This is a genomic window from Reyranella sp. (genome assembly GCF_004297405.1).
Lineage (GTDB): Bacteria > Pseudomonadota > Alphaproteobacteria > Reyranellales > Reyranellaceae > Reyranella.
Genome location: NZ_SCVC01000030.1, coordinates 129,958 through 146,630, shown reverse-complemented (window position 1 = coordinate 146,630; position 16,673 = coordinate 129,958). Strand labels below are relative to the sequence as shown.

At 64.4% G+C, this 16,673-nt stretch carries 17 protein-coding genes; 5 read left to right on the top strand and 12 right to left on the bottom strand.

The genetic code is table 11. The features are described 5' to 3' along the window. Positions 1–213: 213 nt before the first annotated feature. The 3 genes from EPO50_RS18270 to EPO50_RS18260 all read right to left on the bottom strand — a co-directional run bounded on the left by EPO50_RS18270 (position 214) and on the right by EPO50_RS18260 (position 3,525). Complete coding sequence (locus EPO50_RS18270) at positions 214–1,281, bottom strand: P63C domain-containing protein (RefSeq protein WP_296346435.1); 1,068 nt, start codon at positions 1,279–1,281, stop codon at positions 214–216. A 281-nt stretch (positions 1,282–1,562) separates the two neighbouring features. Further along, positions 1,563–2,714 (bottom strand): PAS domain-containing sensor histidine kinase, encoded by a 1,152-nt coding sequence (locus EPO50_RS18265; protein ID WP_296346434.1) that lies wholly within the window; start codon positions 2,712–2,714, stop codon positions 1,563–1,565. 22 nt (positions 2,715–2,736) lie between these two features. After that, positions 2,737–3,525, bottom strand: a complete 789-nt coding sequence (locus tag EPO50_RS18260) for an alpha/beta hydrolase (protein WP_296346648.1) — start codon at positions 3,523–3,525, stop codon at positions 2,737–2,739. A 154-nt stretch (positions 3,526–3,679) separates the two neighbouring features. Between EPO50_RS18260 and EPO50_RS18255 the strand changes: the two genes are divergently transcribed. Together EPO50_RS18255 and EPO50_RS18250 are read left to right on the top strand one after the other, a co-directional pair. Further along, entirely contained in the window at positions 3,680–3,976 is a 297-nt protein-coding gene (locus tag EPO50_RS18255; RefSeq protein WP_296346433.1) for a hypothetical protein, read from the top strand. Positions 3,977–4,078: 102 nt separating this feature from the next. Beyond that, a complete protein-coding gene (locus tag EPO50_RS18250; RefSeq protein ID WP_296346432.1) occupies positions 4,079–5,530 on the top strand; it encodes a DUF1254 domain-containing protein in 1,452 nt (483 codons plus the stop codon). Positions 5,531–5,670: 140 nt separating this feature from the next. Here EPO50_RS18250 and yghU read toward each other — a convergent pair whose 3' ends face one another. The 4 genes from yghU to EPO50_RS18230 form a co-directional block, all read right to left on the bottom strand. Next, positions 5,671–6,543 (bottom strand): glutathione-dependent disulfide-bond oxidoreductase, encoded by an 873-nt coding sequence (yghU, locus tag EPO50_RS18245; protein ID WP_296346431.1) that lies wholly within the window; start codon positions 6,541–6,543, stop codon positions 5,671–5,673. Between the two features lie 149 nt (positions 6,544–6,692). After that, entirely contained in the window at positions 6,693–7,067 is a 375-nt protein-coding gene (locus EPO50_RS18240; RefSeq protein ID WP_296346430.1) for a nuclear transport factor 2 family protein, read from the bottom strand. Positions 7,068–7,083: 16 nt separating this feature from the next. Then, entirely contained in the window at positions 7,084–7,263 is a 180-nt protein-coding gene (locus EPO50_RS18235) for a hypothetical protein (protein ID WP_296346429.1), read from the bottom strand. 34 nt (positions 7,264–7,297) lie between these two features. Beyond that, complete coding sequence (locus EPO50_RS18230; RefSeq protein ID WP_296346428.1) at positions 7,298–7,939, bottom strand: HD domain-containing protein; 642 nt, start codon at positions 7,937–7,939, stop codon at positions 7,298–7,300. Between the two features lie 136 nt (positions 7,940–8,075). Here EPO50_RS18230 and EPO50_RS18225 point away from each other — a divergent pair, with 136 nt between their 5' ends. Both EPO50_RS18225 and EPO50_RS18220 read left to right on the top strand, forming a co-directional pair. After that, the gene (locus EPO50_RS18225) at positions 8,076–9,059 is read left to right on the top strand and encodes a GlxA family transcriptional regulator (RefSeq protein ID WP_296346427.1); all 984 of its coding nucleotides are present in this window, start codon (positions 8,076–8,078) and stop codon (positions 9,057–9,059) included. 141 nt (positions 9,060–9,200) lie between these two features. Next, positions 9,201–9,881, top strand: coding sequence for an isochorismatase family protein (locus EPO50_RS18220; RefSeq protein WP_296346426.1), 681 nt, complete (start codon positions 9,201–9,203; stop codon positions 9,879–9,881). Positions 9,882–9,889: 8 nt separating this feature from the next. On the opposite strand, the gene EPO50_RS18215 is transcribed toward EPO50_RS18220, so the two are convergent. The 3 genes from EPO50_RS18215 to EPO50_RS18205 form a co-directional block, all read right to left on the bottom strand. Continuing rightward, positions 9,890–10,345, bottom strand: a complete 456-nt coding sequence (locus tag EPO50_RS18215) for a GFA family protein (protein ID WP_296346425.1) — start codon at positions 10,343–10,345, stop codon at positions 9,890–9,892. A gap of 40 nt (positions 10,346–10,385) precedes the next feature. Beyond that, positions 10,386–12,470 carry an adenylate/guanylate cyclase domain-containing protein gene (locus EPO50_RS18210; RefSeq protein WP_296346647.1) on the bottom strand — a complete coding sequence of 695 codons (2,085 nt, stop codon included), beginning with the start codon at positions 12,468–12,470 and terminating at the stop codon, positions 10,386–10,388. A gap of 112 nt (positions 12,471–12,582) precedes the next feature. Further along, positions 12,583–13,236: a glutathione S-transferase family protein gene (locus EPO50_RS18205; RefSeq protein ID WP_296346424.1), complete on the bottom strand. Its 654-nt coding sequence runs from the start codon at positions 13,234–13,236 to the stop codon at positions 12,583–12,585. 207 nt (positions 13,237–13,443) lie between these two features. Between EPO50_RS18205 and EPO50_RS18200 the strand changes: the two genes are divergently transcribed. Then, the gene (locus EPO50_RS18200; protein WP_296346423.1) at positions 13,444–14,085 is read left to right on the top strand and encodes a cation transporter; all 642 of its coding nucleotides are present in this window, start codon (positions 13,444–13,446) and stop codon (positions 14,083–14,085) included. A 35-nt stretch (positions 14,086–14,120) separates the two neighbouring features. Here EPO50_RS18200 and EPO50_RS18195 read toward each other — a convergent pair whose 3' ends face one another. Both EPO50_RS18195 and EPO50_RS18190 read right to left on the bottom strand, forming a co-directional pair. Then, on the bottom strand, positions 14,121–14,927 hold the full coding sequence (locus EPO50_RS18195; protein WP_296346422.1) for a sulfite exporter TauE/SafE family protein: 807 nt from the start codon (positions 14,925–14,927) through the stop codon (positions 14,121–14,123). Between the two features lie 124 nt (positions 14,928–15,051). Next, positions 15,052–16,638 carry a serine hydrolase gene (locus EPO50_RS18190; RefSeq protein ID WP_296346421.1) on the bottom strand — a complete coding sequence of 529 codons (1,587 nt, stop codon included), beginning with the start codon at positions 16,636–16,638 and terminating at the stop codon, positions 15,052–15,054. Between the last annotated feature and the right edge of the window lie 35 nt (positions 16,639–16,673).

The following is a 16,673-nucleotide window of genomic DNA, read 5'->3' as shown; positions in this document are numbered from 1 at the left end:
CGCGGAAACTAGCGCCCGGGCAGGTCGATCAATGGATGTGACCAAGCTCTGAACCGCCCCCACGATTCCCTCTCCCTTGCCAAGCTCATTGGCGACATTGCCGCGGGAGGAAGGACACCCGGCCGGACGACGGGAAGAACCCCGCCGCCGTTGCTCCGGCAAGAAAAAGCGGCGCGACTCATGGCGAGCGTAGGGCAGAGATTGCTCGAAAAGCTACTCAGATTCGCTGGAAATAGAGTTCTGAGGCGGGCGGAGTTTTGGCAGCCCCCCATCGAACGGCAAGAGCGGGACAGCGCCGAACTTTGGATATGCGATGTCCATCTTTTCCCAGAAGTCGACTTTGCCGGACGAGAGGCGGCCAATCGCCATGATGCCCTCCGTTAGCTCGCGAAGCCGCTTCTTTCCTTCATCGTCTGTTAGATACTGAGTTAATTTTTCCGTCGGGCGTCCGCGAGAGTTGCGCTTAACTCTTTGATGTAAGGCTTTCCGGATGCCCGGTGTCATTCGATCGTAGAAGTTGTTCATCCAGTGCCCCAGCACGGCTGGTCGGGCGGTAGTTTCGGGATCGAACGGCCAGCCGTTTAGCCGGTAAAGCATCCGATAGAAGTCCGTGTTGAACATTCTAGCATACGTCAATTTTTCGTCGGACACCTGCTGTTCGAGAAGCTTGATGACCGCATTGTATTTGCGAACATCGTCAAATCCCGTCGCCTGATCGATAAGATCGTCGATCGCGTGATTCGTGAGAGCCTTTAGAAAGGCTCTGGCAGCTTGGCCGACATGTATCTGACTCTTTAAGAGACGCCCCGCGGTCATGGCGTCCTGATAGACCCAGCAAACATCTGGCAAGAGTGTTGCTCGATAGCCGTAGCCAACGCCAGCAGCGCCGGAGGTAGGGTTTTTCGGCAAGTATTGGATCGGAGTCGACGATCGCTCTAAATCCTTAGAAATAAAGTCTTTTAGGTTTTTTGCCCGAAAAAATGGCGCGGTATCGTCGATCGCTGATCCGCTGCCTCCAGATGCGAACGGGTGTCGTCCGATCGCCTTTAAAAAGCCGTTCTGGCTGAGGACGCGAGTGTTCTTGGCGTCGTCAAGCACAGCGCAGGGAATTGCCAGATTGCCAATCCGCAAGATGCCTTCCGCGATCGCCTTCGGCATATCCTTGCGATGGCGTGACAACGCAGCTTTGCGGGCAATCGCGCTTCGCTCCTGTTGACTAAGCGACTGCGCCCGGGCCAAGGCCCCTACAACCTTGCTCTGGTCTTTCTCCTCATCGGACATGATGGCTCCTGCTTGCATATCATTTTGCAAGCATATGCTTGCGGCCAGCTGGTGCAAGCAGAAAATTGAACAAACCGGTCAGGTAGTCGGGAATGAACAAGCTTCCCGCAACCAAGCACTTACAACGATGGTCGAGAGTGTTTCCATCCGGACGATCTTCCGCATCAGCGGGTGTGCAAAACACCATCGTCAAACTGCTGGTAGCTGCCCGGTCAAATCAAACTGACCCACTACCCATCCCGCAAGTGAAGTCCAACACCTAACGCGCCGATCCGAACGGTTCAGCGCTGCAGCGGCATCCTCAGGGTGAAGCAGGTCAGTTCGGGCGTCGAGGTGACGTCGATCGTGCCGCCATGCGCCTTGGCGATTTCCGACGCGATGTAGAGGCCGAGCCCCAGACCTTCCTGGCTCGGCCGCACTTCGCCTCGCGAGAAGGGCTGGAACAGCCGCTCCATCGCCGCCGCTTCGATCGGTGTTCCTGCGTTGCAGACGGCCAGCTCGAACTGTTCTTCCGTCTTCGCGATCACAGTCACGGGCTTGCCTTCGGTGCCATAGGTCAGTGCGTTGCCCAGCAGATTGGAGAAGAGCTGCCCGATCCGCATCGGATCGGCCGTGATGGGTTTGGTCAAGGCGAAGTCCGTCTTGATGATCCTGTCCGGATGAATGCTCTGCAGTTCGTCGACTACCTGCCGCAGCACGGGTTCGAGCGGCAGGGCGGAGAGCGTCAGCGTGATGCCGCCACCCAGCCGGCCCCGCGCGAAGTCGAGAAGATTGGTGACTAGGCCCGCCATCCGCACGATGCTCTTCTGCATCAGGATGATGATCTCCTCGGCCTGCTCGTCCAGCTTCGACCTCTGGATCAGGTGCAACCCCGAGGAGATGGATGCCAGGGGATTGCGCAGGTCGTGCCCCAGCACGGCGATGAACTGTTCGCGAAGCTCGGCATCCTCGCGCTGCGTGCTGAGTGCGCTGTCGCTGCGCAACTGTTTCGCCGCGGCCTCGGCAACGCGCTTCTCGAGCGTCGCCGCCAGCGTCTTCAGCTCGTCGCGCGCCTTCAGCAGCTCGCGCTCATAGCGGCGCCGGTCCGTCGCGTTGAAGACCGTCAGCCGGATGAATTGAGGCTTTCCTTCGGCATCGGTTCGCTCCGTCGCGTTGATCAGCGCGGGAAAGGTTCCGCCGTCCTTCCTGACGAGATCGAGCGCGACCTCGTTGAAGAAGCCCTGCATGCGCAGCAGAGGGGCGAAGTGGGTTTCGTAGAAGATGCGGCCCGCGATGTTGAGGAAGTCGTGCAGCCGCTTGCCGATCAGCTCGGCCGGCGCGTAACCCGTCCAGCGGCAGAACGTCTGGTTGGCCTTGACGATCCGCCCGTCGGCACGCAGCGAGAGATACCCGCAGGGCGCGTTTTCGTAGAGGTCTTGCAGATCCTCTTCCATGGGGCCGGGATCGGACAAGGGATCAGACAAAGGCGCGCATCGCCGCGATGACTTCGCCGGGGGCACTGAGGTTCGGGCAGTGGCCCGTCGCCTTCAGGATCACGAGTTGGCTGTTCGGCATTTGCCTGTGAATGTACTCGCCGACCGCGGTCGGGGCGATGATATCCTCGCTGCACTGGAGGATGAGCGTCGGGAGCGTGACCTTCCCGAGGTCGGCCCGGTTATCGGAGTTGAACGTGACCCGGGCAAACTCCTTCGCGATGTCGGGGTCGGTACGGCAGAAGCTGTTGGTGAGCTCCTGGCCGAGTTCCGGCCGGTCGGGATTACCCATGATCATGGGGGCCATCGCGGCCGACCAGCCCATGTGGTTGTCGCCGAGGAAATCCAGCAGCTCGCCGATCTGCTGTTTGGTGAAGCCGCCGACATAGCCGTCGTCGTCGATGTAGCGGGGCGACGGCCCGACCATGACGAGGCTGCGGAACATGCCGGGCGCCTTCAGGGACGCCAGCAGCCCGATCATCGCGCTGACGGAATGGCCGACGAAGACCGCATCCCGGAGGCCGAGCTCGCGGCCGATCTCGACCACGTCGTCGGCATAGCCCGCGAGCGTGGCGTATTTCTCGGGATCGTAGGCTTTCAGGTCCGATCCGCCCGCGCCGACATGGTCGAAGAGGATCGTGCGGAACCTGACCTCGAAGGCGGGCGCCACGTGCCGCCACATGTTCTGGTCGCAGCCAAATCCATGGGCGAACATCATCGCCGCGGGGCCGGTGCCCGCCGTACGGACATTGTTGCGCACGAGCGCCAACACATCACCCCCAAGCCGCCCCAGGACCTCCGGCACGATATCGCGGCGCACCGGCGGCGTCACGAACTCGCAACACCTGCACCCCGAAATCGATTGCGGTGCCAGCACCCGCCTGCGTATTTTGCCCGCCCGACACGAGCCCAGGGAGGGGCGATCGATGGCTCTGGTACTCACCTTGAAGCAAGGCGAAGACTTCTACGTCGACAAGGACCAGTATTTTCTGAGGGAAATCGTGTCGGAGGGGAATGTCCGCGTGTCGCGTGCACGCGACGGCGCCGCCTTCGAGGTCGACGACCAGAAGAAGACCAAGGTGGACGAAGGCGTGTTCCTGCAGATCGGCGACCACATGACCACCAAGGCCTGTCGCCTGATGATCGAGGCGCCGCGCCAGCTCCTGATCGTCACCGGCGCCAAGAAACGCAACCCGCCCGCCTCGATACCCCCACGCCGGTGACACAACGTCGGTGACGCAACCTCGGTGACGGGGCGGGAGCCCTCTCTTTTGTTGTCTGCGCGCGCTCGACCACAAGCCGCGCCCTGAAAGGAAGTTGTTAAGATGCTTACCAAACGCGACCTGCTTTGTTCGGCGGCGATGGCCGCATTCGCCGCCACGACGGCGAAGTCCATCCCGGCCCTTGCGCAGAACAAGGCCGGCTGGCCCAGCCTGCAGGAGGCCAAGGACATCGCCGAGGAAGGCTTCATCTACGGCCTGCCGCTCGTGATGAACTATGCCGTCATGCAGGAGTTCGCCGTCGACAGGAACTCGGGGCAGTTCAAGGCGCCGTTTAACCAAATCAACAACATGCACCATGTCGCCACCCCGGCGGACACGGCAATCATCACGCCGAACAGCGACACCCCTTACTCGATCCTCTGGCTGGACCTGCGCGCCGAGCCGATGGTCATCTCGGTGCCGGCGATCGCAAGGGACCGCTACTACTCGGTTCAGTTGATCGACGGCAACACCTACAATTTCGGCTATATCGGCACGCGCGCCACGGGGACCGAGCCGGGCGACTATCTGGTGGTCGGCCCCGACTGGAAGGGCGAAACGCCCGCGGCGTCGACCGGACTGAAGAAGGTCTTCCGATCGACGACGCCGTTCACGTTCGCGGCTTTCCGCACCCAGCTCTTCAACCCTGGCGACATGCCGAACGTCGAGAAAGTTCAGGCCGGCTACAAGGCGCAGCCGCTTTCCGCTTTCCTCAAGCAACCCGCCCCGGCTGCCGCGCCCAAGATCGAGTTCCTTCCCGCCACCACGGCCGGGATCAAGAACAACTTCTTCCAGTATCTCGACGCGGCCCTGCAGTTCGTCCCCGAGACGGCGAGGGACAAGGCGGTTCGCGCGAAACTCGCGAAGATCGGCATCGGCCCCGGCAAGACCTTCGCGTTCAAGGATCTGTCGCCCGAACACAAGGCGGCAATCCTGGGGGCCATGAAGCAGGGTGACGACAAGGTCGACAAATGGCTGGCCAATGGAAACAAGAGCATCAACGGCTGGAGCGTCGGTGCGTTCTTCGGTGACGAGGCCTTCTTCAACGGCGACTGGTTGATGCGGGCCGGGGCTGCCAAGGGCGGCCTCTATGGCAACGATGCCGTTGAAGCCATGTATCCCTATGCCCGGACCGACGCGACCGGCGAGCCGCTCGACGGCAGCAAGCACAAGTACACCATCACCTTCGCTCCCGGCCAGTTGCCGCCGGTGAATGCGTTCTGGTCCGTGACGATGTACGACGGCAAGAGCCAGCTCCTGGTGAAGAACCCGATCAATCGCTACCTCATCAACTCGCCGATGCTGTCGGCGATGAAGAAGGACGCGGACGGCTCTCTGACGCTGTACATTCAGAAGGACAGCCCCGGCGCCGACAAGGAAGCCAACTGGCTTCCGGCGCCGAACGACAGGATCTATCTCGTGATGCGCCTGTACTGGCCGAAGTCTGCGCCACCGTCGATCCTGCCGGCGGGCGAGGGCACATGGCAGCCACCCGGCGTGAAACAGGTCTCGTAAGAGAGGCAGCTCCTAAAGCCTCATCCTGAGGAGCGCTCCCCAAGACGAGGGGAAGGCGTTGCTGACGAATCGCCGGGGGCGCGCCACTCCAGTGGCGCGATTCATGACCGCGCCACTGGAGTGGCGCGCCCCCAGCCTAACTAGTCCGCGGCCTTCGGTGCCACGGCCTTGTCGAAGTCGCTGGCGTCGTGGCGTTCGCGGAGCTGGCCGGGGTCGTTGCCCTGGAGGCGGTTGACGAGACGGCCACGCTTCACGGCCGGCCGCGCGGCGATCGCGTCGGTCCAGCGGTTCACGTGCTTGTACTCCTGGACCTGCAGGAAGGTGCCGGCGTCGTTGTAGATCTTGCCCTTGGCCAGCGCGCCGTACCACGGCCAGATCGCCATGTCGGCGATCGAGTATTCGTCGCCGGCGAAGAACTCGTTGTCGGCGAGGTGCTTGTCGAGCACGTCCATCTGCCGCTTGGTCTCCATCGCGAAGCGGTCGATGGCGTATTCGCTCTTGAACGGCGCATAGGCGTAGAAGTGGCCGAAGCCGCCGCCGAGATAGGGCGCGCTGCCCATCTGCCAGAACAGCCAGTTGAGCGCTTCGGTGCGCTTGTCGATGTCCTTGGGCAGGAACGCGCCGAACTTCTCCGCGAGATAGAGCAGGATCGAACCCGACTCGAACACGCGGCGGGGCTTCTTGCCGCTGCGGTCGACCAGCGCCGGAATCTTGGAGTTGGGATTGGCGCCAACGAAGCCGCTGCCGAACTGCTGGCCCTTGCCGATCTCGATCAGCCAGGCGTCGTATTCCGCGCCGCTATGGCCGGCGGCCAGCAGCTCCTCCAGCATAACCGTGACCTTCTGGCCGTTCGGCGTGCCCAGCGAATAGAGCTGCAGCGGATGCTTGCCCACGGGCAGTTCCGCCTCGTGCGTCGATCCCGCGATGGGCCGGTTGATGTTGGCGAAGCGCCCGCCATTCTCCTTGTTCCATTGCCAGACGGCCGGCGGCGTGTAGGTCTTTTCAGCGCTCATGGGCGGGATCCTCTTGCACTCGGATAGGAAGGACCTGCGCTCTACCCAATTTCGGCGAGGCAGGCCATTGCCTTGCACTTAGGGTCGCGGCAGGCGGAAGTCATGGTGGTCTTCCTCGTGCGACGGGTGAATCTTGCTCGCTTGACAGGCTATTTGCCGGCCACGCAGGTCTGTCCGCCCGCCCACAGCCACCCCGTGCCGTGCCGGCGAAACACGCAGAACGACCGATAGGTCTCGGAGACGGCGTGGCCGTCGGCCTCGAAGCGATCGTGCAGGATCATCGTCGCGATGGCGGTGTCGCCGAAATCCGCGACCTCGAACCCGTCGATCTCCTGGCTTTGAAAGCGGAGCCCGTGGGGGCCGGTGCCGTGCTCGACATAGTCGTCGCGACGAAGCCGGCGCCCCGAGGCCGTCACATAGACGAAGTTCTCCTCGAGCAGTTCCAACAGCTTCGGCGCAGACCGTTGCAGGAGAGCCGCGGCCTTGCGCTGTAGGATGTCCCTGAGTTCATCCGCCGTGTTCATCGAAGTACCGCCCTTTTCAGTCGAAGCGCAGCGACGAGAGCGGATCGCTGCAGGGGAAGCTGTCCTCCAGGGCGACTTCGAGCGAACGGTCGAGGCGCTTGGCGCGGCTCTCGCGCTCGCCCGGAGCGGCGTCCTTGGCCGAAGGGCGGGCAGGGGCGCGGTCGTTGCTCTTACGGTCACGTCGGGAGGAAGTCATGGCCGTCTTCCTTGTGTCGCCTGTGGGTGGGCCGCTATCCGGGCCACGTCGACCCGAGGATGATGCTGCAGAAGTTCAGGCGGCGATAGGTCGGATCCTTCAGCGCGAGCACATCCGCTTTGACATTACCGAACGTCGTCAGTGGCTTTTTGATGATGCCCTGGGCGAAGTGATCGATGATGCCTTCCTTGAAGTTCGCCTCGCGCGGATGGCAGGCGCAGACATCGTGGCGGTGTTCGTGCGAGAAGTCGTCGTAGGCGATGCCGAGCACGTCCATCTCGACGCCGGCCGTCACCAGCGCGATGGTCGGGCGCATATGCTCCGGCACGCCGGGCGTCGTGTGCAGCGCAATCGCCGTCCACACATCCTCGATGTCGCGCTCGGGCACGCCGTAGCTCTTCAGGAAGTCGCGCGCCGCGTTGGCGCCGTCGACCTCGAAGCGCAGGTCGGGGCTCGAATAGTGTTCGGTGAGGCCCATGTCGTGGAACATGGCGCCCATGTAGAGCAGCTCGGAGTCGTATTTCAGCCCGCGCCGCTCGCCGGTCAGCGCGCCCCAGAAGAAGACGCGACGGCTGTGGTTGTAGAGCAGGTCGTCTTCGGTATCGCGCACGAGCTGGGTCGCGGCCTTGGCCATGGCGCTGTCGGGGACACGGATACCGGCGATGATCTCGGACATTTTCAGGGCTCCTCTATGGGCAATGTTCGCTGCTCCTGTTTTGGGGAGTGCAGCGATGGCCCTCAACGACGCTGCTCCGCCGGAACGCGCCAACCACCCTTCAAATCGCGCCAGCCTCGTCTAGAGTGACGCCAGCATGGCGATACAGCGCGTGGCGATCGTGATTCATGAGGGCGTTCAGGCCCTCGACGTGGCGGGCCCGGTCGACGTCTTCGCCGAGGCCAACGCCTTCATCGCGGCCGGCAACCGCTACGAAACGACCCTGATCGGCGCGACACGCGAACCGCTGCGCGCCTCGAACGGCATGAAGATCGCCGCCGACCTGAGCTTTGCCGAGGCGGACTCTGCCAACATAGGGGGCCGGTTCGATATCCTGCTCGTGGCTGGCGGGCCCGGACTGCCGACCGCCGAGCCCGATGCGGCCCTCACGCGCTGGCTGCGCACCGCGCCCGATCGCGCCGAGCTGTACGGCTCGATCTGCACCGGGGCCTTTGCGCTCGGCCATGCCGGCCTGCTCGACGGCCACAAGGTGACGACGCACTGGCAGAACGCCGCGCAGCTCGCCGCGCGCTTTCCCGCCGCCGAGGTGCTGCACGACCGCATCTACATTCGTGAAGGGCGATTGGTGACCTCGGCGGGCGTTACTGCCGGCATCGATCTCGGCCTGTCGCTGGTCGGCGAGCGGCACGGCCCGCAGGTCTCCATCGCCGTCGCCAAGCGCCTGGTGGTGGTGGCACAGCGCCAGGGCGGCCAGTCGCAGTTCAGTCCTTATCTGACCGCGCCGGCCGACGACGGCTCGCCGATCGCGCGGGCGCAGGCCGCGGTGATGGCCGATGTCGGCACCCGCCACACTTTGACGACGTTGGCGAAGGCGGCCGGCATGAGCACGCGCAACTTCGGCCGGCAGTTCCTGCTGCAGACCGGTATCACGCCGCACGAATTCGTCGAGCGCGCCCGCATCGACGCCGCGCGGCGCCTGCTCGAAGGAACCGACCGGCCGCTGAAAGCCGTGGCCTACGACTGCGGTTTCGGCACCGCCGACCGCATGCGACTCGTCTTCACCGAACGTATGGGCATCTCGCCCGCGCAGTACCGCGCCAGCTTCATGCTCTTGTCATAGGCACCGTCTCACAACCTGCTTTGCGGAAGTCGAAGACACGAGCGCAGGTCCAGGTGCACGTCGGGCTTGCACCCAACCTCGGCCCACGCGAACGTGCCGCCGCTCGCAGAAGATCGGGACAGGACATCGGGAGTAGCGGCCGTGCACAAGGTGAAGCTCGACGACGATATCGTGAAGATTGCGCTACAGAGGCGCGGCCGCCTGCGGCTGTTCGAGACCATCGACCCGAAGCGGACCGCGCATCTCGTGATCGACATGCAGACCGGGTTCATGACGCCCGGCGCGCCGGCGGAGATCGCACCCGCGGTCGAAGTGATTCCCAACATCAATCGCATCAGCGCCGCCTGCCGCAAGGCCGGCGCCCTCAACGTCTTCATCCAGAACTCGATCAGCGAGGAGAGCAAGAAGAGCTGGTCCAACTGGTTCGACGCCTTCTGGACGCCCGACAAGCGGGAAGGGATGTACGCGACCTTCATGGTGGGCAAGCCGGGTCATGCGCTGCACCCCGACATCCAGGTCGAACCCGGCGACATGCACATCAACAAGTTCCGGTTCGGCACCTTCGTCGAGGGCTCCTCTGACCTGCACGCCAGGCTGCAGGCGAAGGGCATCGACACCGTGATCATCACGGGCTGCGCCACCAACATCTGCTGCGAGTCGACGGCGCGCGACGCCATGATGATGAACTACAAGGTGCTGTTCGTGTCGGACGGCACGGCGACGCATACCGACTACGAGCACAACAGCACCCTCAACGCGATGATGCTCACCTTCGCCGACGTGGTGTCGACGGAGGACGTGACCCGCCAGCTCGGCGGTTGAGCCGGGACTCAGCCGGCCGCCGCGAACTCGGCGATCAGGCGCGGCAGGTCTTCCATCGCGGGGAAGCCCTCGAAGCGATGCCGCGCCGGCGTTTCCGCCCAGGGAAGTTTCTCCTTCGTCATCGTTTCGATGAACGGCGAGAACCAGCCCGGATCGTCGAGGAGGGTGGGGCGGACATTGAGGAAGGCGTCGATGCCCTCGATGCGCGTGAACATCCAGCTCATGCAGCTCGGGCAGAAGTGATGGTGCAGTTGCGGCCCGCGCAGGCCGCCGATCACCAGCTCGCCCTGGACCACGGCAAAGGCGTCAGCCGGAACCATGGCCGTCAGCGAGAAGGCGCTGCTGCTCATGCGCTGGCAGCCCGTGCAATGGCACGCCGCTGTCATCAGCGGCGGCGCGCTGATCTCGAATTTCACCTGGCCACAGCGGCAGCTTCCCGTCATCGGCAGTTTCGACGGCTTCATCGCTTGGTCTCCATTGAATGCACGGTAGTGGGCTCAGCTTCTACAGCTTCAGCAGCCACGCTTCGACGCTGCCCTTGCCCTTGACCTCGATCATGCCGCGCGGTTCGAAGACGAACTCGTCCTTGAGCTTCTCGTAGACCGGACGCGTGACCTGGATCATGTCGGGCAGGCCGCCCGATTCCATGCGGCTCGCCAGGTTCACCGTGTCGCCCCACAGGTCGTAGATGTACTTGCTCTTGCCGATGACGCCGGCCACCACCGGCCCGCTGTTGATGCCGACACGCAGCTTCATCGAGACCTTGTACTCCATCGCATGCTCGCGGGTGATATGGACCATGCGGATCGCCATGCGCACCATGCGCGCGGCATGGTCGGGCACCTGCACCGGCATGCCGCAGACCGCCATGTAGGCATCGCCCACCGTCTTGATCTTCTCGATGCCGAGTTCCTGGGCGGCCTCGTCGAAGCGGGTGAACAGGCCGTTCAGCAGGCTGACGACGTCGCCCGGCGGCATGTGTGACGACATTTCGGTGAAGCCCACCAGGTCGGCGAAGACCACCGTGACCTCGGCGAAACCGTCGGCGATGCGCTGTTCGCCGCCGCGCAGGCGGTTGGCGATCGGCGCCGGCAGGACGTTCAGCAGCAGCTCCTCGTTCTCGCGGTTCTTGTTCTCGATGACGACGTTCTTGCCGCGCAGCTCGTCGACCATGCCGTTGAAGGCCGCGCACAGCCGGCCGATCTCGTCGCGCGTGCGCACCGCCACCCGGGCGCTGTAGTCGCCGGCGGCGAAGCGCGCCACGCCCTCGGTGAGTTCGTGCAACGGCCCGAGCAGCGACCGCGACAGCCAGGCGCCGGTCACGATCACGACCAGCAGCGCGATCGCGCCCACGATCATCAGGTCGCGCTGCAGCCGGTAGATGGGCGCGAACGCCTCGGCCACGTCGATCTTGGCGACCAGCGCCCACTTGAAGCCGGGAATGGCCAGCGGTCCCCAGGAGGCGAGCGTCGGGGTGCCGCGATAGCCGAGCACCTCGCCCACACCCTCGATGCCGGCGAGGGCGGCCCGGACGGCGTCGGTCGCGACGTGCTGATGCATCACCGGCGTGTCGTAGCGGCGGATGGCGTCGATATCCTCGTCGGTTTCGCCGGCCTGCTTCAGCTCGGCGAAGTAGCGTTCGCGATTCTCGTAGAAGCCTCGCGTGCCGGAGCGCGCGAGAAAGTCCGACCCGACGAGGTAGGCCTCGCCGGTGAGGCCGAACCCGTCCTGCCGCCAGCGTCGCTCGCCGGTCACGACAGCGTCGATCGCGTCGATCGACAATTGGGCGATCGCCACGCCGATGACCACGCTCTGGTCGATGATCGGCGCCGCCATGAAGGCGATGGGTGCGCCGCCGGAGGGCGCATAGGAAGCGAAGTCCTCGAAGCAGATGGCCGACCTGTCGGGAACGGCGCCGCAGCGGGCAACGGCGGCAGCGAGGTTGGACCGCCGGTAGATGCCGGCGCGCAGGTCCGCGCCGAAATCCACTTCCTTCTCGACCGAATAGACGATCCGGCCGGACTTGGGATCGGCCAGCAGGAAGTCGAAGAAGCCGAACGACGTGGCCGCGCCGCGCAGCAGCGGGTGAAAGAGCGCGTGGTGGCGGCTGTAGACGCTGCCGTCGCCGGCATCGTCCAGCAGCCTGCGCCGGATGGCCGGATAGGGATTGGCAACGATGTAGTGATACTGGAGATAGGTGGCGGCGGGACCGACCGGCAGGTAGTCGTTGATGTTCGGTTCCTTGCCGAGGACACGGCGCATCTCGGGCAGGAACTCGGCACCGTACCAGTCCTCGACCTTGCGGCGCAGTTCGACGGGGGCGTCGGCTCGGTCGAGCTCGTCGAAGCTCGAGCGGAAATCCCGAGCGGCATCGACCACCATCTTCGAGGTGGCAAGCTGGCTCAGCTCGTTGCGGATGGTGCGGAAGTAGGTCTCGACCTGGCGCACCTTGCCTTTGCGGGTCGCCGTGAGCTGGTTGTAGATCGACTCCTGCAGGGCATCGCGGGCGCGCATGTAGCCCAGCACACCGGTGACCAGTACGGCAATCGCGCCGAGCAGGATCAGGATGGCGAACAGCTTGGTCGCCAGCCCCCAGCGTGTGGGTTGCGGCGGTTGGATTGCATCAACCGGAGACGTGTCGGCTGGAGGCATGGGGCGAGCCTAGACGATTTATGGCGCGCCGGGCAGGTAGTGCCTATGCCTAGCCGGCCGGTGGCTTGTTCACGGCCAGTTGATCGGCGAAGGCGCGCTTGTAGGCGGGCCGGGCTTCGCCGCGGGCGACGTAGGCGGCAAGGGTCTGGTGCTCGTCGAGAAGGCCCGATGATCGCAGCCGGAGCAGCACGGACACCATCATCAGGTCGGCCGCGCTGAACGCCCCATCGAGCCAGTCGGCCGTGCCGAGGTGCGCGGAAAGTTGCTTCAACCGGTCGCGCACGCGACCCTCGACCAGAGGCAGGCGCTCCTTGCTCCAGGGCTTGTTGCCCTCCAGAAGCCTGGCATTCGCGAGTTCGAGGATCGGCGGCTCCACCGTGTTGACCGCAGCAAACATCCAGGTGATCGCGCGCGCCCGCGCACTGGCATCGTCCGGCAACAGACCGGCATGGCGCTCCGCAATATGGAAGACGATCGCTCCCGTCTCGAACAAAGCGAGGCTGCCTTCCTCATAGGTCGGGATCTGGCCGAAGGGATGAAGGGCGAGATGCGCGGGCTCCTTCATCGCCTTGAACGACACGAGACGAACCTCGTAAGGCTGGCCCGCTTCTTCGAGCGCCCAGCGGACCCGCGTGTCGCGCGCCAGCCCCTGGCCGCCATCGGGCGACCGTTCAAAGGCGGTGATGATGATCTGGCCCGACATGCACGCTCACCCGGTTCGGCCGACACTCCCGGGAGGGTGGCAGGCTTTCGCCGCGTCGCCAAATCCGGTGCAGCATCGGCATCACCGTCAGCATTGAGGCACCTGCTGCGCGCGGCGATCTGAGGTGGACCAAGGGGCGTTCTCAAACGAGGGGCGCTCGCGGCCTCTACTCCCTTGCGGTATGCTCACCGGCAAGGAGCGATGCCGATGAGCGCGAACTGTTGCCAGCATTGTGAACCTGACGATGGCGGACCGGCCTATCGCCGCGTCCTTTGGGCTGTCCTCGCCATCAATGCCGTGATGTTTGCCGTCGAGATCGGCGCGGGCGTGATGGCTGGTTCAGCCTCCCTGCAGGCCGATGCACTCGACTTTCTCGGCGATGCGGCGAACTACGGGATATCCCTCTTCGTCGTAGGGATGGCGCTTCGCTATCGCGCCTCGGCGGCGCTCGCCAAGGGTGCGACGATGGGCGTTTTCGGGTTGTGGGTATTGGGCATCACCGCCTGGCATGTCTGGCATGGAACGCTGCCGCAGGCCGTCACCATGGGTGCTGTCGGACTGACGGCGCTCATCGCCAACGGCGCTTCGTTCGCGCTTCTCTGGGCCTATCGCACGGGCGACGCCAACATGCGTTCGGCGTGGATCTGCACGCGTAACGATGTCATCGGCAATCTTGCGGTCCTGCTCGCGGCGGCTGGTGTCTTTGGAACCGGCGCAGGATGGCCGGACGCCGTTGTTGCGGCGATCATGGCGGGCCTTGCGCTTCAGGGATCGTGGATCGTGCTGCGGCAGGCCGCAGGCGAGCTGCGCTCCGTGCGCGCCGCGCGCTCGACCGTTCCGGCCGAGTAGAATTCAGGCCCGAGCGATCCAACCGCTCGATTGCTTTACTTATGCTTCCAGACCTTCACGGCGGAGATCAGCAGGATCACCGCCAAAGCGGGCAGCAGGATGTAGCCCGGCACGATCCCCAAGAGCATGGCCCCGATGAAGCTGCCGACGATGGACCCGGCCGCCATGATGATGACGAACGCTCTATTCCGCAGCAGCACCGCAAAGGTGCTGTCGCGACTGTAACGCGCGAAGCCGACCAGCATGGTGGGGAGGCTGACCGCCAGCGACAGGCTGCCGGCGAGTTTCACGTCCACGCCGAACAATAGGATCAGGGTCGGTATCAGCAGCTCGCCGCCAGCAACACCGAGCAACGAAGCAACCACGCCTATGGCGAAGCCTGCGACCACCCCGGCGACCATCTGGACCGGCCCCGTAAACACCGCTCGGCCGCCTTCTGCGCTATGGCCGACCAGCAGCACCACGGCGATGGCGACCAGCAGGATGGCAATCACCCTGTAGAGCGTTTCGGATCGGAGCGTGGTTGCCCACGATGCGCCGACCCAGGCGCCCAGCAGGCTGCCGGCGAGCAGGTTGACGATGATCGTCCAGTGATCGGCAATGGTTCCGACCGATGTGGTGCTGGTACGGAACGGCAGCGCCGAGGCCACGACGATGAGACTCATCGCCTTGTTCACGATGACCGCTTCCAACGGCCCAAACCGGAACATGCCGATGAGAAGCGGGAGTCGAAACTCGGCGCCGCCCAGCCCGATCAGGCCGCCAAGCGTTCCGATCCCCATGCCGCCGAGAAAAGCGCCTGTTCCGCTCCGCTGGGTTTGTTCGGAAGTCGTGGCCGTCATCTGCGCAGCACCCCGTTATGTCGGGTGGGATACTACGCATCGGCACACCATTGCGACAGCTCTCTCACAGCGAGTAGGCGCGGTGCTCGTTCCCACCCTTCGAGGGTGGGCCGCAGGCACGGCTCTAGTCGCTCGCGGCGCCGCCAATCTCGATCTTGGCGCCATCGGTGTTCTCGAACTTGATCTTCACCGTGTCGCCGGGCTTGTCGCCCCCCGTGCCGTCATCGAACGTCAGCGTCCAGGTCTGGGTCTCGCCGCGGCCCAGGGTGCGGCTGTCCATCTCGAAGGTGCGGTCGTCGAGCCAGCGTCCGCGGATGACGCTTGTTCCGGACGGAGCGGGAGGGTTCGTGCGATAGAAGCCGTCGGTGCCGAACACGCCGGCGAGGCGGTCGGTCGGCGGGTCGGCGTGCAGCATGACCTCCCATGTCGGGTCCGGCTGGTCGAAGAAATTGAGCCGGATGCTCTTCATGCGCAGCACATTGTCGGCCAGGCGATAGACCTTGCCCGAAACCGTCTTCGCCAGGTCGGACGAACCGGGAGCCACACCAGCGGCGGGGCCGGGCTTCGCGACTGTCGCCTGATGGATCGCACCGGTCAGCAGCGCCAAGCCTGCGGGATTGGCCGACAGCGGCTCGTCGGATTTGACCGCGCTGGTTATGTCGTCGATCAGCGAGGCGATAGGATAGTATTCGCCATCCAGCATCACGCCGGTCATCACCGCCACGACATCGAGCCTCGGAATGACGACGATGAGCTGGGAATGACGGCCGCGCGCCATGAAGGCGCCTCTCCCGGGGAGCGACCACCACAGATTCGCGTAGTGAAAGCCCCCCGGCGTGACGACCTTTCCTTCCTTCGCGCGCTCGACCCACGCCGACGGGATGATCTGCTTTCCCTCCCACTGGCCGTTGCGCAGATAGAGGTAGCCGAACCGCGCCATGTCGTGCGGCGAGAGGAAAAGACCGGACTGACCGTCCGTGACGCCGTTCACATCGTTGTTGCCCCATCTCGCGCTTTTGATACCGAGTGGTCCGAACAGCTCCTTCATCGCGAAGTCCTGCGCGCTCTTGCCGGACTTCTGGTTGATCAGCGCGGAGAGCAGGTAGGGGTTGCCGCCGCCGTAGTTGAACGTGGTGCCGGGCTCGCGCGCCATCGGCCGGTCGAGCACGAAGGCGGTGCGGTTGGGACTGCGGAACATCTGCATCAGCGTTTCGTCCGGCGTGTAGTGCTTCTCCCTCCAGTCCATGCCGGACGTCATGTCGAGAAGGCTCTGGATCGTCATCGCCTTCTTCCAGTCGTCGACATTCTCGATCTTCCTGTCGGAGAACAGATCCATCACCCGCTGGTCGACGCTGTCGAGCATGCCCTTGTGGAGCTGGATCGCCGTCAAGGTGCCGACGACGCTCTTGGTGATCGACCGCTGATCGTGGCTGATGCCCGGCGCGAAGGGCGCGTAGTAGGCGTCGGCGACGATCCGCCCGTTCCGGACGATCAGGAAACTGTCCTGCCTGTAGGTGCCGATCGTTTCGACCAGCCGGGCCAGGCGCGCCGAGTCCATGCCTTGCTCTTCGGGCGTCGACACCGACCAGGACTCGGTCGGCCAGGGTTTCGCCTGCGGATCGCGCGCCTGCGCGGTACTCGGCGCGGCGATCGGCGCGAAGAGGGGGAACCCTGCAACCAGCGCAGCAAGGACCGCCAACCAGAGACGCATGGGCATCCTCCCAATCGTCATGGCTCGACTGTAAT

Bases quoted from the DNA above. Each gene is read 5' to 3' on its own strand.
- EPO50_RS18265 (WP_296346434.1), bottom strand. From the start codon at position 2,714: ATGGAAGAGGATCTGCAAGACCTCTACGAAAACGCGCCCTGCGGGTAT.
- EPO50_RS18270 (WP_296346435.1), bottom strand. From the start codon at position 1,281: ATGTCCGATGAGGAGAAAGACCAGAGCAAGGTTGTAGGGGCCTTGGCC.
- EPO50_RS18230 (WP_296346428.1), bottom strand. From the start codon at position 7,939: ATGTCCGAGATCATCGCCGGTATCCGTGTCCCCGACAGCGCCATGGCC.
- EPO50_RS18215 (WP_296346425.1), bottom strand. From the start codon at position 10,345: ATGAAGCCGTCGAAACTGCCGATGACGGGAAGCTGCCGCTGTGGCCAG.
- EPO50_RS18205 (WP_296346424.1), bottom strand. From the start codon at position 13,236: ATGTCGGGCCAGATCATCATCACCGCCTTTGAACGGTCGCCCGATGGC.
- EPO50_RS18240 (WP_296346430.1), bottom strand. From the start codon at position 7,067: ATGAACACGGCGGATGAACTCAGGGACATCCTACAGCGCAAGGCCGCG.
- EPO50_RS18190 (WP_296346421.1), bottom strand. From the start codon at position 16,638: ATGCGTCTCTGGTTGGCGGTCCTTGCTGCGCTGGTTGCAGGGTTCCCC.
- EPO50_RS18255 (WP_296346433.1), top strand. From the start codon at position 3,680: ATGGCTCTGGTACTCACCTTGAAGCAAGGCGAAGACTTCTACGTCGAC.
- EPO50_RS18235 (WP_296346429.1), bottom strand. From the start codon at position 7,263: ATGACTTCCTCCCGACGTGACCGTAAGAGCAACGACCGCGCCCCTGCC.
- EPO50_RS18195 (WP_296346422.1), bottom strand. From the start codon at position 14,927: ATGACGGCCACGACTTCCGAACAAACCCAGCGGAGCGGAACAGGCGCT.
- EPO50_RS18225 (WP_296346427.1), top strand. From the start codon at position 8,076: ATGGCGATACAGCGCGTGGCGATCGTGATTCATGAGGGCGTTCAGGCC.
- yghU (WP_296346431.1), bottom strand. From the start codon at position 6,543: ATGAGCGCTGAAAAGACCTACACGCCGCCGGCCGTCTGGCAATGGAAC.
- EPO50_RS18250 (WP_296346432.1), top strand. From the start codon at position 4,079: ATGCTTACCAAACGCGACCTGCTTTGTTCGGCGGCGATGGCCGCATTC.
- EPO50_RS18200 (WP_296346423.1), top strand. From the start codon at position 13,444: ATGAGCGCGAACTGTTGCCAGCATTGTGAACCTGACGATGGCGGACCG.